This window comes from Paenibacillus durus (genome assembly GCF_000756615.1).
GTDB lineage: Bacteria > Bacillota > Bacilli > Paenibacillales > Paenibacillaceae > Paenibacillus_AQ > Paenibacillus_AQ durus.
This window is the reverse complement of record NZ_CP009288.1, coordinates 5,591,168-5,616,829: the sequence shown is the minus strand read 5'-3', so window position 1 is coordinate 5,616,829 and position 25,662 is coordinate 5,591,168. Positions and strand designations below refer to the sequence as shown.

Here is a 25,662-nt window from a genome sequence, read left to right as displayed (position 1 = left end):
GTGGAATTAATAAGATGGAATCTTGTATGGGAAGCGGGCAAAATGATACGCTGGAACTATAACAATGAACGGGAGGTGAAATGCAAATGTCGCGACAGATTGATCCGCTTGTAGAACAAATCGGATTATCCATGTGGAGGGTGCAGCGAAAAATAATATCGGGGATCGGCCTGCAAGCGGAGCTTGGACTGACGTTTCCCCAGTTCATTTTGCTGAATATGATAGCCAACGAGGGAAGGGCAAGGGTGGTACGGCTTGCCGAACGGATGGAGGTCAAATCCAGTGCGGTTACGGTCATGCTTGACCGTATGGAAGGAGTAGGTCTGATCCGCCGGGAGCCGGACGAGCACGACCGTAGAGCCGTAGTGGTGACGCTCACTGAAAAGGGAGAGGAGATCCGGGCTGAAGGACAGCGCCGCTCCCTGATCTCGCTGGATGAGTATCTGTCGATTCTGACGCCTGAGGAGCTTACGCGTTTCGCCGAATATTACGATATGCTGGAAAGGCAGGAGCGTTAAGCGCTTCTGCCGAGCCGCCGGGAACGTACGGCGGGCTCCGTAGACGAACAAAAACCATGCTCAGTAATGGAGCATGGTTTTTGGCGTTGATGCGGGACTAACGCTTATCTCTGAACGGAGGCTTCTTACATCAGCACGGCTGCGCAAAAAGCGCAGCCGTGATTTAAGGAGCGCAGCCTATTCGGCTTTCTTCTCGGGAAGCTGCGAGACGTAGCTGTCGGAGAGCTGCAGCAGCCGGAGCGCACGGTTATATTCATCCTCTGTGGCGGCGGGCGGCTTGCTGCTGAGCGCGATCGGATACTGGGTGTTGTCCTCGAAGCTGTTGCCGGGAATAAGCAGTCCGGAGCTTGAGATAAACGAGCCGGTAGGCAAATAATAACGCTCGGGCAGAAGGTTATAGTTCTGATTAATGATATCCTGGCCAAAATGCAGATGATCCTTCAGAGATATGCCAAGCAGATTGGCGGCGGTCGGCAAAATATCAATCTCTCCTCCGACCTGCTCCAGAGTCTGCGGCTGCGCGCTGCCCGCGCCGTGAATCATCAGCGCAATATTGGTCATATTGCCATACCCGTATTCATGGCCGTAAATCTCGGTCATCAGCTCTTTGTCGTCATGATCGAGCGAGTAAATCGGCAGGCCCATATGATCGCCATAGATCATAATCAAGCTGTTGTCCCAAAGGCCGGTCTCTTTAAGCTCCTGAACCAGTTGGCCAAAAGCGTAATCGGCGTAGTTCTGCGCCCGGATGTAGTCACCGACAAAAGTGCCTTCATAACGCTCCGGCAGCTTCATCTTGTATTTTTCAGAAGGAATCGTAAACGGATGATGGGACGACATGGAAATGATCTGGGCGTAGAACGGCTGGCTGCTTGCGCTCATTTCCTTCAGCTTGGCGGTTGTCTTGCGGTACAGCACCTCATCGGAAGGCCCGAAGAAGAAGGTGTCCTCGTCCCCAAAGAACTTATGGTCGTAATATTTGCCCCATCCAAGTGAGCTGTACAGCTCCCCGCGGTTCCAGAACTCTACATCATTCGTGTGGAAGGTGGCCGTCTGGTAGCCGTTCTTCTCCATCAGACGCGGCAGGCTCGGCAGCACCTTGTCGACGTACATTTGGGTGGCCGCGCCCCGGGGAGGGATGTAAAAGGACGTATTGACGACAAACTCCGCATCCGAGGTGTTGCCCTGGCCGACCATTTGATAGAAATTCGGGAAATACAGGCTTTCTTTCATTACGGCATTTAGGTTCGGAGTGATCTCTTTGCCGTCGATCTTAAGTCCGATCAGAAAGTTCTGCAGCGATTCCATCTGGACGATAATCAGGTTCTTGCCCTTGGCCGCCCCCTGCAGCTTCGGATTTGCGGGAGCGCTGATTCCCTTGGCCTTATCAATGGATTCCTGTGTAATATCGCTAGCCTTCACCAGGTCGATTTTTTCTTGAGCGAAGATGGTATAGGCCTCATAATTGAGGATGCCCATCTCTTGCGCTTTCTTGATTTCATTCATGCTGGCTTTGTTCGGCAGCACATTGAACAGACACAGCGCCAGCGACGCAGCGAACAGAGCCGAGAATTTCCGGCTGCCGCGTCCCCGGTTAATTTGCTCTTTTTTGTAATTCCGGCCATTCCGATTAAAAAGAAAATAATATCCCAGCACGATGACATCGGCGAAAATAAGCAGATAATAAGGGTCCATCAGTGAAAATACGCTGTTGCGGACGGCGGTCACCTGATTGACCTGCTCAGCCGCATGATAGGTTACGATAACTCCGTAATATTTGAAATACATGATAGCCGCGAAAAAAATCGCCGTTACCAGCAGGTTAACCGTCATATAATAGCCAAGCTTGCGCTTAGACGCGAAACGCTCGATAATGCAGAATAACGCCCAGGCAAAGGGAATCTCGGTCAGCAGCGACTTCCACGGCAGCAGATTATCGAAGATCACCGCCCAGGCCAAATAGCTCTTAAGAATAAGCATGATGGTGAAAAAAATAAAAGGTTTAGTCAACCACCGTCTAACGTTAATAAATGACACGGCATCGCCTTCTTTCTGGATGCTAACCATCGTAACAAAATCCATTATGCCGTTATGTAAACGGAATGTCAAAACTAGAAATAATGCGATAAAAGGTAAAAAGCGGCATTTTTTGGTGACGCCAGCAAGAACAGCCGGAAAGTTGTGGAAAGGAGGGACTCGCCTTGTCTGCCGTCATAACCATTTCAGTAAGGACGCTTGTGGAGTATGTGTACCGCAGCGGCAGCCTTGAATCGGGCTTCCGCAGCGCCTCTTCCTTGGCAGAGGGAACGCGCATACACCAGCAGATTCAACAGCAGTATAAAGAAGACGACCGCAAGGAAGTGTACCTCAGCGCGGAAATTCCCTGCGATGGCCTGATTATCGCCGTCTTCGGGCGCTGCGACGGACTGCTGCTGTCTGCGGACGGGCGCCTTACCGTCGAGGAGATCAAGTCGACCGGAGCGCCGGAGCTGCCGGAGGAGGGCCGTGAGGTGCACTGGGCTCAGACTTTAATGTATGCGCATATGATTATTTTGGAACAGGATCTTCCAGATATCACGGTTAGGCTTACATATGTTCACAGCAGGACGGGGGAGCAGCGGAGCCTCGAGCGGCTCGTGTCCGCCGCAGAGGCGGCGGCTTTTGCGGGCGCTACGGCGGCGGCGTACGCCCCATATGCGGCCCTGCTGCTTCAGCATGGGGAGCGCAGGACCGAAAGCATCCGCAGGCTGGAGTTTCCGTTCCCGGCCTACAGGGAAGGGCAGCGGCGTTTGGCCGGCGCTGTCTATAAGTCCATCGCGGACGGTGTGAACCTGTTCGCTCAGGCTCCGACGGGTATCGGAAAGACGATGTCCGCCCTGTTTCCAGCGGTCAAGGCGATGGGAGAGGGCCTGCAGCGCGGGCTGTTCTACTTGACGGCCAAGACCGTCACGCGGCTGGCCGCGCAGGATGCCTTTGCCTTGATGTCCTCCGGGGGCCTCCATCTGCATGTGGTCACGATCACGGCTAAAGAAAAGGCCTGTTTCCGGGAGGAGGGGCTCTGCGGGCCGGACTATTGCCCGTTTGCCGACGGGTATTATGACCGGATCAACGGCGCGCTGATGGATATGCTGCGGAGCGAGACGCTGATGGACCGTAATGTTCTGGAACAATACGCCCGCAAGCATACGGTATGCCCGTTCGAGCTGTCGCTGGACGCGGCGTATGCAAGCGACGCTGTGATCTGCGATTACAATTATATTTTCGATCCCCGCATCAGTCTAAAGCGGCTCCCGGAGGAGCGGAAGAAGGATACGGCGCTGCTTGTCGACGAAGCGCATAATCTGGTCGACCGCGGCCGGGAGATGTTCTCGGCGGGTCTGCGCAAAGCGCCGTTCCTCGCGCTGAAGCGCCGTTATAAGGGACAGAACCGCGCGCTCAGCGCCGCAGCGGGGGGCCTGAATGCCTTGTTCATCGCTCTGCGCAAAGAGTGCGAACCGGCTGGCTCGGGCAAATGGAGCGCATATCCCGGGGAACTGCCGGGCCTGCTGGAGGCGTTCGTGCAGGAGGCGGAGCGTGAACTGCTCGGCTCTGCTCCGGCGCTGCTTCTGGAAGGGGAACAGGAAGACGGGCTGCTTGACGCCTACTATGAGGCGCAGGCAATGCTGCGCGCCTGCAAGATGTATGACGAGCGCTATATCACTTATGCGGAAACGGAAAAAGGAGACGTCTTCCTGAAGCTGTTCAATCTGGACCCGTCGCATTTGCTGACGCAGTCCTCCAAGGGCTTCCGCAGCCGGATTTTCTTCTCAGCGACGCTGTCGCCTCTCCACTATTACCGGGAAATGTTAGGCGCGGGCGAGGACGACTACAGCCTCACGATTCCTTCTCCCTTCCGTAAAGAGCAGTGGCAAATCAGCATATTGCCGGTGTCGACGCGGTTTCGCGACCGGGATGATTCGCTTAAGCCGCTTACGGCGGCGCTGTCGGCGATGGTTGCCCGCAAAGGGAACTATCTGGTCTTTTTTCCATCCTACCAGTATTTGCAGAAAGTTTATGATGCTTTTTCCACCGCACTGCCCGGGGTTAGGACGCTGGTGCAGGGAAGCGGAATGAGTGAAGAGGAACGGGAGAGGTTTCTAGGAGCTTTTCGCCTTGGCAACGAGGAGACGCTGCTCGGATTTGCCGTGCTGGGCGGAATTTTCTCGGAAGGGGTTGATTTGCCCGGAGACCGGCTCGGCGGTGTGATGGTAGTCGGCGTCGGCCTGCCCCAGCTTGGACTGGAGCGCAACCTGCTAAGGGAATATTTCGGCGCTCAGGGCAAGAACGGATTTGATTACGCCTACGTGTATCCGGGTATGTGTAAGGTGCTGCAGGCGGGAGGGCGCCTCATTCGGAGTGAAAGCGATACCGGCGTGATCCTGCTGGCCGACGACCGCTTTTTGCAGCCCCCGTATTTATGGCTGCTGCCGGAGGAATGGAGAGACTACCGGATACTTGGATAAAGCAGTATAATTTCTTATATTTTGAAAAAGGATGACTGAGGAAACGGAGGGATCTAGAAATGACGCTTAACATCGCTATGGTGGGGACGGGGTGGTTCGCCAAGGTGCATGCCGACTTGCTGGCCGGTATGAAGGAAGTCAAGCTTCTGGCGGTCTGCGGTACCGGCAAAGACAAGGCTGAGGAAATGGCGCGGCACTATGCCGCTAAGGGATACGGGGATTTTGCGGAAATGCTGGACGCCCATAAGCTGGACGCCGTCTACATCTGCGTGCCGCCCGGGGCGCACGGCGCGATTGAGCGGACGCTGATTCGAAGAGGCATTCCTTTTTTCGTCGAGAAGCCCCTAGGGGTCAGCACGGAAATTCCGGCCAGTCTTCTGCAGGATATCGAGGAGAGCGGGCTTCTGACCTCCGTTGGCTATCATTTTCGTTATCAGGAGAACGTCAAGCGGCTACAAGGACTGCTAAAGGGCGATACAATCGGGATGGTTGTCGGCCAGTGGATGGGCAGCATGCCGGAAGCGGCATGGTGGCGCGATCAGGAGCGGTCCGGCGGACAATTCATCGAGCAGACGACACATATTGTGGATCTGCTGCGCTACCTGGCGGGTGATGTAACCGAGGTGTATGCGATGTTTGGCAGCCGGGTTATGCACGAGTAGCGGAGCGGCGTCAGCGTCGCAGATGTGGGAACGGTATCGCTGAAGCTCGCGAGCGGCATCGTGGCGAATATCTCCAATACCTGCGTCCTTCCTGGAGAGGTTGGCAAGGTCGGCCTCAGCTTCTACAATGACCGCGGGCTGCTTGACTGGAATCCGCAGCGTCTGCTGGAGGTGCGGGATGGGAACAGCACCGAATACCCCAGCAGCGGCAATCCCTACGTGTCGGAGAGCGAGGCGTTCCTCCATGCCGTCCGTACCGGCGACCGCAGCGGGATACTCAGCGACTACGCGGACGCCTACAAGACGCTGAAGGTCACCTGCGCGGCTTTGGAGTCGGCCCGCAAGGAAGTGCCGGTGAAACTGTAAGTTCGCAAAAAAAGACACTCCGCTTCAAGCATACTGCTTGAAACGGGTGTCTGCGGCCCAAGCCGGGGCGGCCTAGCGGAGGAAGACCGCGAGTAGAGCCGGCGTTACGCTAAGCGTAAACAGCGCAGTCAGGATCATCGCGATACTGGAAATGGTTCCGGTCAGCGAACTCAGCTCAAAGGCTTTGGAAGTGCCCATACCGTGCGCAGCGGTTCCCAGCGATACTCCGCGCGCAACTTCATTGTCAATGCGGAAGAGGCGAAGGACCGTCGGTCCCATCAGCGTGCCAAGTACGCCGGTCATAATGACGAATACGGCCGTAATGCTTGGTATGCCCCCAATGCTCTGCGAGATATTCATGGCGATCGGCGTAGTTACCGACCGGGGCACCAGGCTTGTTGCCAGATTGCTGCTGAGGTGCAGCCAATTGGCCAGAAGAACGGAGGATATAACCGCCATTACCGTACCTGACAGAACGCCTGCCGCAATCTCGGCGGCGTGCTTTTTGAGCACCTTGAAGTTCTTATGCAAAGGGATGGCAAAGGCAACAGTTGCCGGCTGAAGCAGGTCGGTGAGCCATTTGCCTCCCGCATTGTAGGAATCAAAGGATACGCCCGTCATCAGCAGGAAGCTGATAATTAGAAGCGGCGTAATGATCAGCGGTGACAAGTACATTTTCGTCTTGGCCGCGTAAATCCGTTTAGAGATCAGATAAACTCCGAGAGTCAGAACCAGAAACAGAAGTCCGGTCAGCATGATGTCTTCCCTCCTTGACTTTGAAGATAAGGACTGTCAGCAGTCCCGAACTGGTCATAACGATAAAAGTTCCAGCTAGTATGATCGCCAGTAAGCTGAGACCGTCCGTCTCAAGCAATGATGTGTATTTTATAACACCAATAGCGGAGGGAACAAAGAACAGCAGCAGCTCGGCCAGCAGCCAGGATGCCCCGGCTTCCACCCAGCCTAGCCGGATGACGCCGGTTTCCAGCAGGATGAATAACAGCACCATGCCGATAATGCTACCGGGAATCGGAAGATGTAACCAAGAGCTAAGTTTCCCCATTAATAGGGAGAATACGGTCAGCGCACCTACTTGCAGCATTCCAATCAATAGTTTTCTCATAAGGCCCGCCCCTTTCAAGCTATATTGAAATTTTACAACAATTATTTACATAGGTAAAATGAATATATCGAATGGATGATATTCATTTTATCTATATAGGAGGATTGACGCTTTGGATATCAGGCAGTTGCAGTATTTTGTGGAGGCGGCGCGGCTCAACAGCTTCTCCAAGGCGGCCAAGTCATTATATATAACCCAGCCCACTGTCAGCAAGATGATCCGGCAGATTGAGGAGGAACTCGGGGCGGATTTGTTCTACCGGGAGGGCAAGAGCATTAAGCTGACCGACGCGGGCGAGATTCTGCTCGCCAAAGCACAGAATATCGTTGAATCCTTCCATAGTCTTTCCTCCGAGCTGGACAGCCTGCGCAGCCTGAAGCAGGGCCATATCCGCATCGGCCTGCCGCCCATGGTGGGGGCCAACTTCTTTCCGGCGGTGATCGGCCGATTCCACCATAAATATCCGGACGTCACGATCCGGCTGTACGAGGACGGGGCGAAGAAAGTTGAAAATGATGTGGAGACCGGCGTGCTCGATATCGGCGTCGTTGTTCTTCCTGTCAGCGAAGACAAATTTCATATTTTCTCCTTTGCCGAAGAAAGATTGGAGCTGCTGGTCCCTTTCGGGCACCGGCTGGCAGGTCGAAGCTCGGTTCCTCTGGTAGAGCTGAAGGATGAAGAGTTTGTGCTGTTCCGCGAGGACTTCGCCCTGCATGACCGCGTGATCGCCGAATGCGTCAAATCGGGGTTCCAGCCCACGGTTGTATACGAGAGTGCCCAGTGGGATCTGATCGCCCAGATGGTGGCCGCCGGGCTGGGCATCGCGCTGCTGCCGCAGACGATCTGCCGCGACATGGACCGTTCACGCATCTCCATAATCACAATGACCGAGCCGGCCATCCCGTGGCAGCTTGGCATGATCTGGCGCAGAGACCGTTACCTGTCCTTTGCAGCCCGCGAGTGGATCGCTTTTGCCCAGGGCCTGCTAAAGGAGAGGTAACGGGCAGTCGGACGGTTAAGCGGTTATCATGAAAAAGTTGGATCATCGACATATTTTTCTTTTTCTGCAAAATATGTTTTTTTGGTATCATGAATTATAATAGAGTTTAAAGGTAATAGAGAGAAGGTGACGCAGTGCTGAGAGAATTCAGGGAAGAAGAATTGTCTATAACTATAGAAAGTCTCAGATGCGAACTGCTGGAGGTTGCCCAGGAGCGGAGTCTCAGCGACCGTACGGTTGTTGAGCTAAGCGAACGCCTCGACAGTTATATCTTGCTTGCGCAGAACAAAATGATGGAGAATCTTCGCACCCGCAAGAGCAGCAGCCGCCATAGGAGTGACGGCTCCAATTCGAGGAGAACGATGAATTAGCTTCGTTAATACCAATAATTCCAAGACCTTTTCGCCAGAACGGTGGAGGGTCTTTTTTAGTGTGTACCTCCCAATAACCGCTTAGCTATTTATGTGCCAAGTTTTAATAATGATAGCGATTACAAAGTTTGACAATGGACATGGGCGAAAATATAATTAGTATGCCTAAATAATAAACCATCTAATAATTAGCTGTGCTAATTAAATTAAACGGAAGACACCAAACATAGGAGGGACAACAATTGGGATAGAAGACGATAACAACAAAGTGCCTCACAAGCTGTTGTTCGCTTTACAGCAGTTGCATAAGGCGCATTGGACGCATTCAGCGGAAGGCAATAAACCCAGTGAGACTACATTAATGATATGCATCGCGCGAAATACCCATTTTGGAAAGCAGGGGCTCAAGGTGTCGGAAATTAGCCGCTTGCTGGGGCTGACGCCGCCGACAGTTACCCAGCTCCTCAACAGCCTCGAAGCCAAGGAGTTGGTATTCAGGCAGGCCGATCCGGAGGACCGGAGAGTGGTGCGCGTCAATTTGACCGAACGCGGCTGCGAGGTTGCGAAAAAGGCGAAAAAGCATAGGGACGAGATCTTAAGCAAGCTCGTGGATTATCTGGGCGAAGAAGACAGCGACCGGCTCGCGGACCTTCTTATTAAAGTTCACACCTTCGCCCAGGAGCATAGATGTGGTCTTGAACAGTTACCAACGAACGGAGATGAAAGCAATGATTAAGCTATTCAAACAATTAAAGCCTTTTTCGCTGCCGATTGCCGTAATTCTTCTGCTTGTATTTTTGCAGTCGATGGGCGATCTGTACCTCCCTACCTTGATGTCCGACATCGTAGACAGGGGGATTGTGCGGCAGGAGCAGGCTTATATCTGGAGAATCGGCGGATTCATGCTGCTGGTAGCTGGCGGCGGAGCGATCTGTTCCATTATTTCCAGCTTTTTGTCGGCTAAAGTAGCCATGGGCTTTGGGCGCAACACGCGTTCACGGGTATTCAGTCATGTGGAGAACTTTACGCTGACCGAATTTGACAAGCTGGGCACAGCCTCCCTTATTACGCGGACGACGAACGACATTACCCAGGTGCAGACAGTGCTGATGATGCTGCTACGGATGATGGTCGGAGCTCCAATGATGATGATTGGCGGCATTATTATGGCGGTGTCTGAAAATGCCAAGCTTTCGCTCGTTTTTGTCGTCGTCATACCGGTGCTCGCGCTGGCGATCGCTTACGTAGGGATTAAGGGGCTCCCGCTGTTCAAGGCGAACCAGCTCAAGCTGGATAATCTGAATCTGGTGCTGCGCGAGCATCTGATCGGCATTCGCGTCATCCGCTCCTTCAACCGGATTCAGCATGAGCAGAAGCGCTTCAGTGCGGCCAATAAAGACTTAACGGATACCGCTATCAAGGTCAACAAGATTATGGCTCTGCTAATGCCGATGATGATGTTCGTCATGAACTTTTCCATGATCGGCATTCTGTACTTCGGCGGCATGCGGATTGATAGCGGTGAACTTCAGGTCGGCTCGCTTATGGCGTTCATTCAATATGCCATGCAGATCATGTTCTCGCTTATTATGGTTTCCATGATGTTCGTGCTCATTCCGCGCGCTTCGGCTTCCGCCATTCGCATCAATGAAGTGCTTGATATGGTGCCGGAAATCACCGATCCCAAGGTCAACACCTCTCTGGCGAATCAGCCGCCCCAACCGGACCTTCACGGCTGTGTGGACTTCAAGAACGTTTCGTTCTCCTATCCGGGAGCGGAACAGCCGGCCTTGTCGGATATCAGCTTCAGCGCCCGTCCGGGAGAAGTGACGGCGATTATCGGCGGGACGGGCTCCGGCAAATCGACCTTGCTTAGCCTTATTCCCCGCTTCTACGATGTGGTTGAAGGCGAGGTGCTGGTCGACGGGGTTGATGTACGGAACCTGACCCAGGAAGAGCTCCGTGACAAGATCGGCTATGTGCCGCAGAAGGCAGTACTGTTCACCGGCACCGTGACAGAGAATATCAGGTACGGTATGAAAGAGGCTACAGATGAAGAGGTCCAGCATGCGGCCGAGGTCGCTCAGGCGCTGGATTTTGTATCCGAGATGAAAGACGGCTTTGATTCGGAAATCGCTCAAGGGGGCGGCAACATCTCCGGCGGACAGAAGCAGCGCCTTTCCATCGCGCGGGCGCTTGTGCGGAAGCCGGAAATCTATTTGTTCGACGACAGCTTCTCCGCGCTCGACTTTAAGACCGACGCCAAGCTTCGCGCCGCTCTCCGAGGGGAGACGCTTGAATCGACCGTGCTGATCGTCGCCCAGCGGGTCAGCACCGTTATGGATGCGGACCGGATTATCGTGCTGGAAGAAGGCCGGATTGCCGGTATCGGCAGCCACAGCGAACTGCTTGCAAGCAGCGATGTCTATCGTGAAATCGTAGCTTCGCAGCTGTCAGAGGAGGAAATCGCATGAGTGACAACCAACAGGAATACAAGCGTCCCGCCCAGCCGCCGGCACGGAGAGGAGGACCTGGAGGGTTCGGAGGGGGCGGCATGATGCTGCCCCCGGAAAAAGCCAGGGATTTCAAAAAAACGCTTCGGCGGCTGATCGGGTATTTACGCCCGAAGCAGATCCAATTGCTGGTCGTACTGATTACGGCCATCCTGAGTACGGTATTCAGCATTTATAGTCCTAAGGTTATGGGTTGGGTGACAACGGAGCTGTTCAAAGGTGCCATTGCCATGATGAAGGGCGTACCGGGAGCGGCGATCGATTTTGGCTATATTAATGAAATGTTGCTTCTTCTGGCCGGTTTGTATCTGCTGAGCGCCGTATTCGGCTACGTGCAGCAGTATGTTATGGCCGGTGTGGCGCAGAGCATCGTATTCAACATGCGTGAAGAGATCAACAGCAAGCTGGAGAGGCTGCCGCTGAAATATTTCGATTCCCGTACGCATGGGGAAATCTTAAGCCGCGCAACCAACGATGTCGACAATATCAGCACGACACTGCAGCAGAGCTTGACCCAGCTTATAACATCAGTCATTACGATTATCGGAATCATTGTCATGATGCTGACCATCAGCCCGTGGCTGACGCTCATTACGATCATTACGCTGCCGCTCAGCTTTGTGGCGATTATGGGCATCACCAAGCGTTCCCAATCGTATTTCGTCAGCCAGCAGAAATCGCTCGGCCAGCTGAACGGTCATGTCGAGGAAATGTATACGGGCCACCGGATCGTTAAGGCGTTCGGACGGGAGCGGGAGTCGCTCAAGGATTTCGACCGGATCAACGAGCAGCTCTACGAATCCGGCTGGCGCGCGCAGTTTATGTCCGGCATCATTATGCCGCTGATGATGTTCATCGGTAACCTGGGCTATGTGCTGGTCTGCGTGGTCGGCGGCATTTTTGTCACCAAGAAAATGATCGAGGTCGGCGACATCCAGGCGTTCATCCAATATTCGCGCCAGTTCATGATGCCGATTACTCAAACGGCCAACATCGCCAATATTATTCAGTCCACTATCGCTTCCGCAGAACGCGTATTCGAGCTGCTGGACGAGGAAGAGGAAGTGCCGGAAACGTCAGCAGGCTTGGCCGGGAAGACCGGGCCTGAAGAGGGAGCGGTTGAGTTCCGCCATGTGAAGTTCGGATACAAGGAAGATGCCATACTGATCGAAGATATGAATATTAAGGTCAAGCCGGGACAGACTATCGCGATTGTAGGGCCGACCGGAGCGGGCAAGACGACGCTAATCAACCTGCTGATGCGGTTCTACGAGCTGAGCGGCGGCGAGATTCTGATCGACGGGGTGGATATTACGGACATGAAGCGCAGCGAGCTCCGTGCCCGGTTCGGCATGGTGCTGCAGGATACGTGGCTCTTCAACGGCACGATCCGCGACAATATTGCATACGGACGCGAAGGCGCGACCGAGGCGGATGTGGTGCGGGCAGCCAGGGCGGCGCATGCCGACCATTTCATCCGCACGCTGCCGATGGGCTATGATACCGTGCTGAACGAAGAGGCCTCCAATATTTCGCAGGGCCAAAAACAGCTGCTGACCATCGCCCGCGCCATTCTGGCTGACCCGTCGATACTGATTCTGGACGAAGCTACAAGCAGTGTCGACACCCGGACGGAGGTGCAAATTCAAACGGCGATGAACACACTGATGCGAGGCAGAACCAGCTTTGTTATTGCCCACCGCCTATCGACCATCCGCGACGCCGATTTGATTCTCGTGATGAATCACGGCACCGTCATCGAGCAGGGCTCACACGAAGAACTGCTGTCACAAGGCGGATTCTACGCCGATCTGTATAACAGCCAGTTCTCGGACGGCGAGCTGTCGGATGCCGTCTAAGCGGGCTTCTTCGGGCCCCGGTCTGCCGACAGGCAGTAAAAAAAAGCGCAGAAACGCTCATCCCTGCAAGGGAAAGCGGTTCTGCGCTTTTTGCTGTCCGGTCGTCCGTTTTACTCTCCGGGAGTACGGCTGATAAGAAGCTCGTACTTGTCGAGTGAAGCGCCGAGAATCGATTCGTTGCCGCCTGCGCCCCGGTGGGAGTTTCGGAAGGCTTCACTGGAGGTCCAGCCTTTGAATGCTTCCTCGTTCTCCCACACCGTACAGATTTTCAGTTCTTCCACGCCTTCTTTGGCGCTGCCATGCCATACTTCCATGCGGACAAAGCCCGGCATATCCTGTACGCCGCCGGCGTAGGCGAACCGCTGGGCCAGCGCCGCTCCGGCGCCTTCCTTGACCTTAATCGTATTCGTGACTACGAGCATAGCTGCAAACCTCCCGCTAAGAATGGATGAAGGGCTTTAGGGTAAGAGTTTATTGCGGATTGGTTGTCCAGATGCCCGCCGTCTTGATGAATACGCGGTCCGGCAGCTTCAGCGCCGTCAGCGCGAGCTCGGCGACATCCTCGGGCTGCATCATCCGGTCTTCGTCGCCGATCGGCAGTCCCGCATTCACCGCCAGCGGGGTATTGACCGTGCTCGGTGTCAGCGCAGTAACACGGATGTTGAACTTGCGCACTTCCTGGAAGAGCGCCTCGGTCATGCCCATCAGGGCGAATTTGGACGCGCAGTAGGCGGAGCCTGTGGCAAAGCCGCGCTCTCCGGCTGTAGACGAGATGTTAATGATGCTGCCTGCTTTGTTCTCGATCATGGAAGGCAGCGCGGCACGGGTAACGTAGTAGACGCCGAACAGGTTGATGTCAATGTGACGCCTCCACTCTTCCGGGTCCATGTCTACCAGCGTGCCGAAGTTGGCGACGCCGGCGTTGTTGATCAGGACGTCAAACGTGCCGAGATCGTTCTGGATTGCGGCCACCGCCCGCTCGGCCTCTTCACGGACCGATACATCGGCGATGGCGATGCTGACTTTCACGTCGTATACTTCGGTAATGGAGGCTTTCAGAGCCTCCAAATCGGCGGCGGTCCGCGAGATCAATCCCAGATTGGCGCCTTCCTTGGCGAGCGCCAGGGCTAATGCTTTGCCGATGCCTTTGCCGGCGCCGGTAATGACTGCCGTTTTTCCTCTAAGTTCCATTTGTGTGTCATCGCTCCTTTAAATAATAAGTTACCTGCCCTTGTTAACCTGGCAAACGTCTAACTAGCTCTACAGGTCCGGTTTGGCCAGCGGCAGGGTCGCCGGTCCTTCAATTACTTCACCGTCATAGGAGTAACGGGAGCCGTGGCACGGGCAGTCCCAGGAGCGTTCGCTCCCGTTCCATTCACATTCGCAGCCCATATGCGTGCAGGTTCTGTCCACCAGATGAACCCCGCCTTCGGAGTCCCTGTACGCTCCGACCCTCTTTCCATCATGACGGACGATTCCGCCTTCGTCCAGCCCCAGGTCGTCAATTTTCTTAAGCGTGAACTCCATCTTGCCCGTGATAAGCTCCTTGGCGACATTGGCGTTCTGCACCAGAAGATTCTTGATGCCCGGATTGGCCTTGAACCGGGACGGATCGTAAAGCTCCGTATAGGGACTGCTTTTACGCTGAATCTGATCGGCAATCATCCGCGCCGCCAGCGTGCCGGCCGTCATTCCCCATTTGGCAAAGCCGGTGGCGACATAAATTTCCTTGTCTTTGGATATTTTGCCGATGTACGGGACCTGGTCGACCGTAATCAGATCCTGGGTGGACCAGCGGTAAGGAATCCGGCGGATGCCCAGAAGCTCTCCAGCGAAAACCTCCAGATTCTCATAATGTTTGATCGTGCAGCCGCTCTGTCCCGCCTTATGGCTCTCGCCGGCGGCAATGACCAGCCGTTTGCCTTCCCACTCGACCGCGCGGAGGGACCGCCGGGGCTCCCCGACGCTTAAGTACATGCCGCCTTCGTAGCCGGTTTCCGGCTCGAAAGCCAAACAGTACGCGCGGTCCGCATGCAGGCGCGCAAAATACATCTCTCCCCCGTCATAGAAGGGATAGTGAGAGGCCGATACGGCGTGGCGGCACTTGATGCGATGCTGTCCGTGTTCGGTAAAGAGCGTCAGGCCGCCCTCATTCTCGACGTCTCTACTGATCGTGGTGTGCTCATAGACGCTTCCGCCCTTGTCCAGAAAAGCCTCCAGGAGTCCCTTCAGATACGCAAGAGGATGGAAGCGGGCCTGTCCCGCAAGCTTGATTCCGCCTCCAATACGCATAGGCAGTGATACATGATCCACCCATTCCCCCGGCAGTCCAAGCTTGCGGTAAGCCTCGAATTCATCCTCCAGCCGTTTTAGCGTCTTTTTGTCGCCCGGATTGCAGTACACATAAGCATCCTCGCGTTCCAAGCCGCAGGATATGCCGAGCTTCTCCGCCGTTTCTACGATCCATTCCAGGCTCTCGCTGTTAGAACGGAAATAGGCCATGGCCTTATCCTCGCCAAAGCGCTTCGCCAGATCGCTGTAGATCAGGCCGTGCTGCGCCGTAATCTTGGCGGTTGTGAAGCCCGTTGTGCCGGTGAGCAGCTCGCTTCCTTCCAGCAGCGTTACCTTGAAGCCGGCGTCCGCCAGCAGATAAGCCGTGGTAATTCCTGTTATGCCGCCGCCTACTACGGCGACGCCGGTGACGTGGTCTTCGGCGAGCCGGGGAAAAGAGGGCAGCTCCGTCGTTCCTCTCCACAGCGATTCCGGCAGCTTGGGCAGACTGACCGGCCATTTGTTTTCTGGGTCCATCCCGTATTCCTCCCTATATTATACAGTCGTCATTTCAGTTATTACCACTGATCTGGTAAAAGAAACTTCGCTGCGAGGCCCATTCATACTGCAATCGGCCCAGCAGCTGCGACGTTAGGAGGTCTTTTTCCCGCTCAGTCAGTGGGTATAGGTTAGGATGAAAATCGACAAATGGCCCATTCCTCAGCCTTCCCCGTAAGTGTCGGCGGCACAAACCTTGTTTCTCCCCGAGTTCTTGGCTGCATACAGTGCCTTGTCCGCATATTGGCTAAGCAGGTCGCCGTCCGCATCCTGTATATTTTCCGGATAGGATGCGGCCCCGATGGATACGGTGAGATGGATCTTATTGCCAGAAGGCAGCAAAAAACGGTCATTCTCCACGGCGGACCGGATGCGTTCTCCGGCCTTTTGCGCCTGATGGAGCGGGCAGTCGGGCAGCAGGATCGTGAACTCTTCCCCGCCGTTGCGGGATACGATATCATAAGACCGGGAATGATTGCAGAGACGGCGGGCCAGCTGCTTCAGAACGGCGTCTCCCGCCGGATGGCCGTAGGTGTCGTTAATATTCTTGAAATGGTCGATGTCGATAAGTAGCAGCGACAGACTTTCCCCATGCCGCTCGGCCCGGGCCATCTCCGTGTCCAAATGGCGGTGGAACTGGTGCAAATTATTGAGATTAGTCAGGTAGTCCGTAGCGGCCCGCACTTCAAGCTGGGCATACAGATCGTTGGAACGTTGAATATATTCGGCTATATAATAAACGGCCAGTCCGGCGGCAAGAGTGACGCCAAGCTGCAGCGGAAAGAATTCCATGATGATTTTGAGGTCTCCCAGACTGATAATAAATCCCGCGAGGCAGATCGCCATACTAATCAAGTTTCCGACCATTACCTTGCGCATTCGCGACCAGCGGAGTACGGAAATCCAGCTGCAGCAGAGACCGATAAGCACCAGGGAGACGAACGCCGATACCGAAGTATCGACCAAACCATAGATAAGTACCCGGCTTAAGGCTAAGACCGCCGCACAAATTATGGCGGGGAGCCAGCCGATATAGGCGGATACAATAACAATCGTCAAATGACGGAGATTGGCGTAGATGCCCGGCCCAACCGGAAAGGAATATTCCATCAGAATCATGCCAAACAATCCGAAGAGCAGTCCGATGCCAATGCTGGTGACCGAGCTGGTGTGACGGCCGATGACGGCGTACTTTTTGGACAACATGCCCGACAGGAACAGAAAAGCAACAAGTATACAAAAGTTGGCAAACAGGCTGTTAATCATATTTATTATCATCATGACAGTATCAGGAGCTCCTTGGATGAAGTGGCCGTTTCCAATTGCGGCTCTCGCTTATTTTATCTGAAAAATGCTGAAGAATGTTGCAGAAAATTGTCGAAAACAATCGAATTTTTAGCAACAATTACGATCCTCAAACAACCGGGAAGTCTTTTTCGAGCTTGAGATCAGAATATTGACCGGAATACCTCAACGATTTATACTTGATCTAAAAATAAAGTAAGGATGATCGAAGTGAGACATCTCAATCTGACTTCCCAACGCCAAGCCGTCTACGATATTGTCCGCGAATCGCATGACCATCCGACCGCAGCGGAGGTTATGAACCGTCTGGTGGAGAAGGGGCATAATCTTGCCTACGGTACAGTCTACAATTCCCTTCGTTATCTCGCGGATAAACAATTGATCAGAGAATTGAAGCTGGGCGAGGCCGCCAGCCGTTACGATGCGAGAATGGACGACCACCAGCATATCATCTGCGAGCGATGCGGAGCGGTGGATGAAGTGATGAGTCATGTGCCGGAGCAGTGGATGGAGGCCGTCGCTAAAGAAACCGGTTATACCATCGGGCATGCGCATGTTGTCTTTGGAGGCATCTGTTCCGCTTGCCAGAATAAGGCTGTTAATTGAGCCGATGAAGTAATCGTTAAACGTCCGCCCTAGTGTCAGGGCAAAGAGTAAATAGGGCTTTTCCGGTCCGCCAGGCCGAGAAGCCCTATTTGTGTCCGTTTATGGATCAGCTGGATATTTTTATGGGGGATTCCCGGAGAAACAGTAGAATTATAGCTAATGATTGCCGATATATCATAATATTACTCAACTCTTTGCCGCCTAATTTATCCAGTTGAATGGAGGAACAGACAAAATGCCTAAGAAAGCCAAGGCCGGCTTGACTCTGCGCACAAGATTAATTGCCACTTATTTGATTGTATTGATGGTACCCGGTATCATCATTGGAATGCTTACCTACCGGACTGCCAGCAGCGCGGTAACGGATCAGCTTATCAACAATGCACAGGAAAGTGCTGCGGCTGTCAATGAGATTGTCAATTCGAATATCCAGTCCAAAATAAATGACGTAAATTACTTTGTCGATGCCATCTCCTCAATCTCGGCCAATAGCGAGACGATCGAAGAAGATTACGCCGAATTGAAAAAAAGAGTGAAGGAATATGCGGCGTTGCATCCCGATGTGCTGGAGGTATACGTAACGACAACAGCGGGCCAAGTTATAAAAGCCTCCGATACCACTGCGCCCAGCGGATACGACCCTCGCCTTGAGGATGCTTATGTTAACGCCGTTAAAAAAGGAAAGGGTGCGGTGATATCGCCGGTTTTTAATAACGCAAATAACGAGACGGTTGTCTCCATATCCTCTATGCTCAAAGACGGAAATGGCGTATTTGTTATTCAATTGAATTTGAAGCAGCTCGCGGGCCTGGTCGATCTAAAGGTCGGCAAGAAAGGTTATATCATGATTGTGGACGGCGGCAAAAGGTTCGTGGTGCATCCCACGGAACCCCTCGGACAGGTATCTTCCCGGGATTTTATAAAAAAAATGTTCGAGAAGGACTCCGATACGTTCGAATATACCTTTAATGGCGAGGAGAAAAGCCTCACATACATGGTTAATAAGCTGACCGGATGGAGAATCGCCGGCACAATCAATACCAGTGAAATTAGCAGCGCGTCGGACGGCATCCGCAGCACTGCCCTTCTCGTCATTTTCGTTTCCTTACTGCTTGGGCTGGTTCCGATTTTCTTTGTCATACGTTCCCTGCTCTTGCCTCTAAGCAGACTCAGCAAAGCGACGGAAGTTGTCAGCAAGGGGGATTTGTCCCAGGATATCGGTTCCTTCGAACGGGATGAAATCGGCCAACTGGCCTCCAATTTCAAAACGATGGTCGCAAGTCTCAGGGAGATGATACTTGGCGTTCAGGAAATGACCGACAATGTATCATCCTCGGCGGCCGAACTGACGGCCGGGGCCGAGCAGACGACCAAGGCGATCGAGCATGTGACCATTGCCATTCAGGAAGTGGCTTCCGGCAGCGAGCAGCAGGTTAAGAGTATAAACCAAGGTATTGAAGGCACGCTCGCGACTGCCGCAGAGGTAAAGAGCATTTCCGCCAATATGGATGAAGTATCGGTGATGATGGATAAATCTACCCGCTCAGCGGCGGAGGGCAATGATTCAGTCATTCAGGTCGTTGATAAAATCAATGCCATCCACGAGACGGTTGAGGAGCTGGGAGCCGTCATCGACAAGCTGAATGAACGCAGCGGCCGCATCGTAGGAATTGTTGGCATCATTACGGGTATTGCCCGGCAGACGAATCTGCTGGCGCTTAACGCTTCCATCGAGGCCGCAAGAGCCGGGGAGCAAGGCCGCGGCTTCGCAGTCGTCGCGGCGGAGGTTCGCAAGCTGGCCGAGGAATCCGAGAAATCGGCCAGTCAAATTTCGGAGGTTATTTCTTCCATTCACAGCGAAGTGAAGGCAGCAATAGAAACGATGAACAATGCCAAAGAGAAAGTCTCCGAAGGGATTATGGCCGTCGATACGACCGGTCGTTCCTTCTCGCGGATCCGCAGGGCGGTTAAGGGAGCGGCGGAAAAAATCGAAGCGATGGGCGCAGGGGTTCGTACCCTGTCGCAGGAAGCGGGCGGCATGGAGCAGGCGATGGAAGTTATCCGCATCATCTCCCAGGAAACCTCTGCTAATACAGAGACGATTTCGGCCGCAGCGCAGCAGCAGCTCGCCTCGGTTGAAGAAATCGCTTCGTCATCGTCGGATCTCAGCCGTCTGGCCGACGAACTGCAAGATCTGGTCAGCCGCTTCAAGCTGTATGATTCCGCTGCCGCCGATAAGCTTAACGAAGAACCGGCAGAGACCGGGAATGAATCGGCGGAAGAGGAAGGTCAAGCCGGGATAGCCAGCTAGAGCTTTCTTTTTGAGTCTCCTTGCAAGTATACTGTTAGGCAAGAAGCAAGGAGAGAAAAAGGGAGGCAGCATCATGGCAGATCAATTAACAGGCATCACCGTCGCCCTTGCCGGTCCGCGCAAATCGGAGGAACTGGCGAAGCTGGTAAGCAATATGGGAGGCACAGCGCTGCTGCGGCCCGCTCAGGGCACCGTGTTTCTGGACGGCGAAGAGCTTCGTCAAGCGCTGGAGTCTTGGACCCGTAATCCTCCCGACTGGACGATTCTGACAACGGGCATGGGACTGGATGCGCTATTCGGGGCGGCGGGCAGCATGGGAATCGAGGGGCGCCTGCAGGAAGTTCTGGCAAGCTCAATGATCGCGGCACGGGGTTACAAGACCGTAAACGCGCTGAAGAAAAGAGGGCTTATCCCGGATGTCCGAGACGATGACGGAAGCACGGCCGGTCTCATCCGGGGCCTTGCGTCCTTCGATCTCCGGGGCAAGGAGGTTATTCTTCAACTGCACGGCGATCCCGCCCCGCGGCTGAACGCCTGGCTCGAAGAAGCCGGCGCGGCGGTTCGGCAGGTGCTGCCTTATCGGCATATGCCTCCGAAGCAGGAGGATCTTGAGCTGTTATTGACTGAGATAACGGAGGAGAAACTCGATGCCGTTGCGTTCACCAGCGCGCCGCAGATACGCTTTCTGGCCGAATACGCTCTTGGCTGCGGCAAGCTGCAGGCGATGATTCACGCTTTTGAGACCGGAGTGCTTGCGGTTTCGGTGGGCCGGATTACGTCCGATGCGCTGAAGGAGGCGGGGGTGAACCGGATCATCATGCCGGAGCAGGAACGGATGGGCAGCATGATCGTGGAGCTTGGCCGCTATTTGGCCGCCCGGAGCTAACCGGACCAAGCCGGACCAAGCCTGCTATGCCAAAGCGAACAAGAGCATTTCCGCACCCAAACCCGGCGGGAATGCTCTTTTTATATGCGGACGGGTCCGGCGGAAGCGGTGTGCCGTTTCCTTGAATGGACATCCGGCATCATTTTCCTTAAAATATAGGCAGTATGAATGGATCGACTACGATATTTAAAACGGGGAGGCCCTTATGGATAAAAGAAAATGTCTGCTAATCGGCGAATACACACATCCGAGGTTCCATCCGCTTCAGGGTGTGGATAAGCAAATTAGCCATATATTAAACGATTTAATGACCGTCCAGTGTACGGAAAATAAAAAAATGCTGCTGAGCGAAAATTTGAGCGGCTACGATTTGTGCATCGCCTATAACGAGCTGTGGAATGAATCGGTCTCTCCGCAGCAGACGGCAGGACTGCTGAGCTATGTCGCCGGCGGCGGCGGACTCATCGTTCTGCATACTGGTGTGTCCCTTGGAAACCGGAATGAGCTTGCCCAATTGATCGGTGCCAGATTTGCCGGGCATCCACCTTACGGACCGCTCGAATTCCGCACGCGCGAGCATGACATAACGGAAGGGGTCGAGAGCTTTGCGCTGGAAGAAGAGCCGTACCACTACGAGTTCGACCCGTTCACGGAGAAGACGGTGCTGCTCGAATTCGAAGCGGGCGGACAGTGGTGGCCGGCAGGCTGGTGCCACAGTTATGGCCTTGGACGGGTTGTTTATCTGATGCCGGGACATCATGAGCCGACGTTCCGCCATCCGGCAGTACACACCCTGCTGCTGCAAGCCGCCACATGGGCGGCCCGAATCCCGCTCCGGAAGTAGAAAATCTTCCTTTTGTGCGCCCCCGCCCGGTAAGGTATAATCTAATCGTTGCCTGATGCCTTCAGCAAAACGGAATCCAAGGAGGAAGAGACTATGAGCGATTTATTAAAAAAAGCGATCTCTTTAGGAGTGGGAATCACCGTTGTCAGTAAGGAAAAGGTGGAGAAGGTCGTTGATGAGCTGGTCAAGCGGGGCGAAGTCGCTCCCTCGGAATCCAAGGCGCTGGTCGACCGGCTGATCGAGCGGGGCGAGGAAGAACGGAGCGTGTTTAAATCGGCGATTCAGGAGCAGGTGCAGCGCGTGCTTAAAGACTTGAACGTTCCGGCAAAAAGCGACATCTCCGCTTTGGAGGAACGGATAGCCGTTCTGGAGCAGCGTTTGGCTGAACTGGAAGGCTTATCCCGAGAAGGAACGCAGCCGGTGGAAGAAATCGCACCGGATACGCATACAGATTAAAATGGTCCGGATTAGACATGCCGGACGTTACCGTTCCATCGCCATGGCGCTGATGCGCCATGGCTTCGGCTTTATGGTGGAAGAACTGGGGCTGTACCGCGTGTTGTCGCTTCCGCGCCGTCTGGGAACGCAGGAAGTGCAGCACCCCAGCCGGACGCTGGGTGAGCGGATCAGGCTGGTGCTGGAAGATTTAGGGCCGACCTTTGTCAAGCTGGGCCAGGTTGCCAGCACGCGCTCGGACCTGCTTCCGGAATCGATCATTAATGAATTGGTAAAGCTCCAGGATCATGTGCCTCCTTTCCCGGTGGAAATAGCCATGAATATTCTGGAACAAGAGCTGGATCAGCCGATCAGCGAGATCTTGAATTCTTTTGAAGAGACGCCGCTCGCCGCTGCATCCATCGGGCAGGTCCATCGCGGCGTTCTGCTTAGCGGGCAGCCGGTGGCAATCAAAATTCAGCGGCCTGGCGTGATGCGCATGATGAGCCGCGATCTGGAAATTCTCCGCGATCTGACGGCGCTTGCCGAGAGGCGGCTCGGTTGGGCGAGGCAGTACAGTCTCTCCCGGATGGCGGAGGAGTTCTCCAGATCGCTGATGAACGAGCTGGACTACAGCCAGGAGGGCAGGAGCGCCGAGAGAATCGCGCAGCACCTTGAAGATAACAAATCGGTCTATATTCCGGCGATTTACTGGGACTATACTTCCTCTCGCGTGCTGACGATGGAGTTTGTCGAAGGGATTACACTGAATCGGCGCGAAGCGCTGCTGAGCAGGGGCGTCAACCTCAAGGATACCGCCGAGCGTCTGGTGGATATAATGCTGAGGCAGATTTTTATCGACGGCTTCTTTCATGCCGATCCCCATCCCGGCAACGTGATGATGACGGATGGCGGAAAGCTCGCGCTGATTGATTTCGGCATGGTCGGCAGGCTGAGCGAGGAGACAAGGGATCATTTGTCGAGCCTCATTATCGCCCTGATGCGCAAAAATACGGAAGCCATGGTACGGGCGATTTTGCGCCTTGGCGTCATTCCGGAGGATGCGGATCAGTCCGCGCTCTATGAGGATATGGACCGGCTGAGAGAGGAATACTATGGCGTCCCGTTCAGCCAGGTTAGCATCGGGAAGGCACTGAATGATTTGTTCGCCGTTGCCCGGCGCCATCGTCTGGCGATTCCGCCCGATCTGGCGATGCTGGGAAAGACGATGCTGACTCTGGAAGGGGTCGTGGGCAATTTGGACCCTTCCTTCAGCATCATTCAAATGGCGGAGCCTTTTGGCAGGCAGCTCGTGAAGCAGCGCTTCAGCAGCAGCCGGCTGCAGCGCAAGCTGTGGGGCGGAGTTGCGGAGCTTGCCGAAAGCCTCGTAGAGCTGCCTGGACAAGCCCGGAAGCTGTCTGCGCTGATCAGCAAGGGCAGGCTGAAAGTGGAGGTCGGCGTGCCCGAACTGCAAAGCCTGCTTCGCAAGCTGGACCGGATTGGCAACCGGCTCTCCTTCAGCATAGTGCTGCTTGCCTTCAGCATTATTATGGTCGGGCTGATTATCGGCTCCTCGCTGCGCCGGGAGCCGTCCGTGCTGTGGAATTTCCCCACCGTCGAAATCGGCTCGGTGGTTGCGCTGTTTATGTTTATCTGGCTGCTGTACTCGATTTTCAAATCGGGGCGGTTTTAGAGCAGGAGGATTAAGGCGGCAGGGATTACGGTTAAAATAGGAAGAACCAAGGACGGAAGAACTCCTGCCGGAGCTCTTCCGCTTTTAATGTACAGGTTTGCTTCAGGGGCCGGAAGGATGCTTCAGGAGCGAATTCATATGCTTTTTAGTACAAGGAGCTTTAGTCCGACACGGCGCGAATCCTGCGCTGAATACTTGGAAATGACGAGGTGATGAAATTGCCGGGCTTTAAAGAATTGGGAGTTTCGGAGGCGCTGACTGCGCTTCTTAAGGGGAATGGCATTGCACAGCCTACCCCGGTACAGGCGGAGGCGATTCCGCCGCTTGTGCAGGGTCTGGATGTCATCGCAAGAGCAAAGACGGGCACGGGCAAGACGCTGGCTTTTCTGCTGCCGATACTGGATAAAATCAGACCGGACCGTCCTTTTCCGCAGGCGCTGATCATGGCGCCCACAAGGGAGCTGGCGCTCCAGATCACGGAGGAAGCACGGAAGCTTACGAGCCAGAGCGATATCAAGATCCTGGCGGTATACGGCGGACAGGACGTGGAGAAGCAGCTGCGCAAGCTGGAAGGCGGCAGGCATCTCATTATCGGCACGCCGGGCAGGCTGCTGGACCATATGCGCCGCGAGACACTGGCTTTGGGCGGAGTAAATATGCTGGTGCTCGACGAAGCGGATCAGATGCTGCATATGGGCTTTCTGGACGAAGTGGAGAGTATTATTACGGCGATCCCATCGCGGCGGCAGACGATGCTGTTCTCGGCGACTATGCCGGACCCGATCAAGCAGCTTGCGGCCAGCTATATGAAACAGCCGCTCGACATTGTGATCAAGAGCGGTTCGCCGATTCCGCTGGACAATATCCGCCAGCAGGTCGTCGAATGTACCGACCGCGCCAAGGAAGAGGCGCTTAAGGCGCTGATCGAACGGGACCGGCCGTATTTGGCCATTATTTTCTGCCGGACGAAGCGCCGGGTGTCGAAGCTGAGCGACGCTCTGCGGGAAGCGGGCTACGACTGCGACGAGCTTCACGGCGACCTGTCGCAGAACAAGCGCGAGGCGGTCATGAAGACGTTCCGGGAGGCGAAGCTTCAGCTTCTCGTCGCTACGGATGTTGCCGCACGCGGCCTTGACGTGGAAGGGGTAACCCATGTCTTCAACTACGATATGCCGCTGGACGTGGACAGCTACATTCACCGCATCGGCCGGACAGGCCGGGCAGGAGGCAAAGGGCTTGCGATCACCTTCGCCTCGCCGCGTGACCGCGCCGGGCTGGAGATGATCGAGCGCGGCATTTCGCAGCGGCTGGAACGCCGCCGCTATGAGCAGGGCGAATTCGTCACGGGCACGGGCGGCGGCGCCCGCGCGGGCGGGACTCGCGAGGCCGCGCGGACCGGGCGCGGGCCGGGACCAGGCGGCGCGCGGACGAGCGGCCGCGGCAAGGATGCGGGCGGCCGGAGCCGGGACGCCGAGCGGGGACGGCGGAGCCGCCAGGATGGCGCGGCTCCGGATAAACGCGCCGCGCACGGCGGCCGTGGGCCGTCGCAGGGCAAGCCGTCCTCTGGCGGCGGACCATCGCAGGGCAGACCGCCCTCTGGCGGCGGACAGACCCGCAGCGGCAGCAGGCACGGCGGAGCCGGCACAGCCGCCTCCGGTCATGGCGGCCGGGGCGGCAGCGGACGGAGCGGGCGAAGCGGCGAGGCGGGCCGTAAAGGCGGCAGACGGGGCAGATAAGCGAGGCCGCTTGGCTGTGCCGGGCTGTTAACGACCGGCTGAGATAACGACAGCCTGGAAGGAATTGCACTGGGGGCGGCTGCAACATTTGCCGCCCTAGGCT

Annotated in this window: 23 protein-coding genes; 16 read left to right on the top strand and 7 right to left on the bottom strand. The window is 55.1% G+C overall.

The features are described 5' to 3' along the window. The first annotated feature begins 86 nt into the window (after window positions 1-86). Window positions 87-518, top strand: coding sequence for a MarR family winged helix-turn-helix transcriptional regulator (locus PDUR_RS24780; protein ID WP_052410387.1), 432 nt, complete (start codon window positions 87-89; stop codon window positions 516-518). 177 nt (window positions 519-695) lie between these two features. On the opposite strand, the gene PDUR_RS24775 is transcribed toward PDUR_RS24780, so the two are convergent. Then, on the bottom strand, window positions 696-2,585 hold the full coding sequence (locus PDUR_RS24775) for an LTA synthase family protein (RefSeq protein ID WP_042208611.1): 1,890 nt from the start codon (window positions 2,583-2,585) through the stop codon (window positions 696-698). Window positions 2,586-2,719: 134 nt separating this feature from the next. On the opposite strand from PDUR_RS24775, the gene PDUR_RS24770 reads away from it, so the two are divergent. The 3 genes from PDUR_RS24770 to PDUR_RS30220 are packed head-to-tail and all read left to right on the top strand — an operon-like array spanning window position 2,720 to window position 6,048. Further along, a complete protein-coding gene (locus PDUR_RS24770; protein ID WP_042208610.1) occupies window positions 2,720-5,020 on the top strand; it encodes a helicase C-terminal domain-containing protein in 2,301 nt (766 codons plus the stop codon). A gap of 59 nt (window positions 5,021-5,079) precedes the next feature. Further along, a complete protein-coding gene (locus PDUR_RS30225) occupies window positions 5,080-5,682 on the top strand; it encodes a Gfo/Idh/MocA family protein (RefSeq protein WP_330217228.1) in 603 nt (200 codons plus the stop codon). A gap of 24 nt (window positions 5,683-5,706) precedes the next feature. Then, window positions 5,707-6,048, top strand: coding sequence for a hypothetical protein (locus PDUR_RS30220; protein ID WP_330217227.1), 342 nt, complete (start codon window positions 5,707-5,709; stop codon window positions 6,046-6,048). Between the two features lie 72 nt (window positions 6,049-6,120). On the opposite strand, the gene PDUR_RS24760 is transcribed toward PDUR_RS30220, so the two are convergent. Together PDUR_RS24760 and PDUR_RS24755 are read right to left on the bottom strand one after the other, a co-directional pair. Continuing rightward, window positions 6,121-6,804 carry a CidB/LrgB family autolysis modulator gene (locus tag PDUR_RS24760; protein WP_081949645.1) on the bottom strand — a complete coding sequence of 228 codons (684 nt, stop codon included), beginning with the start codon at window positions 6,802-6,804 and terminating at the stop codon, window positions 6,121-6,123. Beyond that, complete coding sequence (locus tag PDUR_RS24755) at window positions 6,749-7,171, bottom strand: CidA/LrgA family protein (RefSeq protein WP_042208609.1); 423 nt, start codon at window positions 7,169-7,171, stop codon at window positions 6,749-6,751. Before PDUR_RS24755 ends, PDUR_RS24760 begins: the two co-directional genes overlap by 56 nt. Before the next feature lie 112 nt (window positions 7,172-7,283). Here PDUR_RS24755 and cidR point away from each other — a divergent pair, with 112 nt between their 5' ends. From cidR to PDUR_RS24730, 5 genes are all read left to right on the top strand, one after another. Beyond that, complete coding sequence (gene cidR / locus PDUR_RS24750) at window positions 7,284-8,171, top strand: cidABC operon transcriptional activator CidR (RefSeq protein ID WP_042208607.1); 888 nt, start codon at window positions 7,284-7,286, stop codon at window positions 8,169-8,171. A 134-nt stretch (window positions 8,172-8,305) separates the two neighbouring features. After that, window positions 8,306-8,542: an aspartyl-phosphate phosphatase Spo0E family protein gene (locus tag PDUR_RS24745; protein ID WP_025697420.1), complete on the top strand. Its 237-nt coding sequence runs from the start codon at window positions 8,306-8,308 to the stop codon at window positions 8,540-8,542. A gap of 361 nt (window positions 8,543-8,903) precedes the next feature. Then, window positions 8,904-9,278, top strand: a complete 375-nt coding sequence (locus tag PDUR_RS24740; RefSeq protein WP_081949964.1) for a MarR family winged helix-turn-helix transcriptional regulator — start codon at window positions 8,904-8,906, stop codon at window positions 9,276-9,278. Beyond that, entirely contained in the window at window positions 9,271-11,016 is a 1,746-nt protein-coding gene (locus PDUR_RS24735; protein WP_042208605.1) for an ABC transporter ATP-binding protein, read from the top strand. The genes PDUR_RS24740 and PDUR_RS24735 overlap by 8 nt, the downstream gene beginning before the upstream one ends. Continuing rightward, on the top strand, window positions 11,013-12,914 hold the full coding sequence (locus PDUR_RS24730) for an ABC transporter ATP-binding protein (RefSeq protein ID WP_042208604.1): 1,902 nt from the start codon (window positions 11,013-11,015) through the stop codon (window positions 12,912-12,914). Before PDUR_RS24735 ends, PDUR_RS24730 begins: the two co-directional genes overlap by 4 nt. 110 nt (window positions 12,915-13,024) lie before the next feature. On the opposite strand, the gene PDUR_RS24725 is transcribed toward PDUR_RS24730, so the two are convergent. The 4 genes from PDUR_RS24725 to PDUR_RS24710 all read right to left on the bottom strand — a co-directional run bounded on the left by PDUR_RS24725 (window position 13,025) and on the right by PDUR_RS24710 (window position 17,024). Further along, entirely contained in the window at window positions 13,025-13,336 is a 312-nt protein-coding gene (locus tag PDUR_RS24725; protein WP_042208601.1) for an antibiotic biosynthesis monooxygenase, read from the bottom strand. 49 nt (window positions 13,337-13,385) lie between these two features. Then, entirely contained in the window at window positions 13,386-14,105 is a 720-nt protein-coding gene (locus PDUR_RS24720) for a 3-ketoacyl-ACP reductase (protein WP_042208599.1), read from the bottom strand. Between the two features lie 69 nt (window positions 14,106-14,174). After that, on the bottom strand, window positions 14,175-15,722 hold the full coding sequence (locus tag PDUR_RS24715; RefSeq protein WP_042208598.1) for an FAD-dependent oxidoreductase: 1,548 nt from the start codon (window positions 15,720-15,722) through the stop codon (window positions 14,175-14,177). Between the two features lie 183 nt (window positions 15,723-15,905). Continuing rightward, on the bottom strand, window positions 15,906-17,024 hold the full coding sequence (locus tag PDUR_RS24710) for a GGDEF domain-containing protein (RefSeq protein ID WP_052410385.1): 1,119 nt from the start codon (window positions 17,022-17,024) through the stop codon (window positions 15,906-15,908). Between the two features lie 234 nt (window positions 17,025-17,258). On the opposite strand from PDUR_RS24710, the gene PDUR_RS24705 reads away from it, so the two are divergent. From PDUR_RS24705 to PDUR_RS24675, 7 genes are all read left to right on the top strand, one after another. Next, window positions 17,259-17,654, top strand: a complete 396-nt coding sequence (locus PDUR_RS24705; protein ID WP_042208597.1) for a Fur family transcriptional regulator — start codon at window positions 17,259-17,261, stop codon at window positions 17,652-17,654. A gap of 235 nt (window positions 17,655-17,889) precedes the next feature. Continuing rightward, on the top strand, window positions 17,890-19,965 hold the full coding sequence (locus PDUR_RS24700; protein WP_052410384.1) for a methyl-accepting chemotaxis protein: 2,076 nt from the start codon (window positions 17,890-17,892) through the stop codon (window positions 19,963-19,965). A gap of 73 nt (window positions 19,966-20,038) precedes the next feature. Next, window positions 20,039-20,851, top strand: coding sequence for a uroporphyrinogen-III synthase (locus PDUR_RS24695; protein ID WP_042208596.1), 813 nt, complete (start codon window positions 20,039-20,041; stop codon window positions 20,849-20,851). Between the two features lie 205 nt (window positions 20,852-21,056). After that, complete coding sequence (locus PDUR_RS24690) at window positions 21,057-21,695, top strand: ThuA domain-containing protein (protein ID WP_042208595.1); 639 nt, start codon at window positions 21,057-21,059, stop codon at window positions 21,693-21,695. Between the two features lie 93 nt (window positions 21,696-21,788). Beyond that, the gene (locus PDUR_RS24685; protein ID WP_042208594.1) at window positions 21,789-22,151 is read left to right on the top strand and encodes a phasin family protein; all 363 of its coding nucleotides are present in this window, start codon (window positions 21,789-21,791) and stop codon (window positions 22,149-22,151) included. Between the two features lies 1 nt (window position 22,152). Beyond that, window positions 22,153-23,823, top strand: coding sequence for an ABC1 kinase family protein (locus tag PDUR_RS24680; protein ID WP_042208593.1), 1,671 nt, complete (start codon window positions 22,153-22,155; stop codon window positions 23,821-23,823). A 212-nt stretch (window positions 23,824-24,035) separates the two neighbouring features. Then, window positions 24,036-25,559: a DEAD/DEAH box helicase gene (locus PDUR_RS24675; RefSeq protein ID WP_052410383.1), complete on the top strand. Its 1,524-nt coding sequence runs from the start codon at window positions 24,036-24,038 to the stop codon at window positions 25,557-25,559. Window positions 25,560-25,662 lie beyond the last annotated feature (103 nt).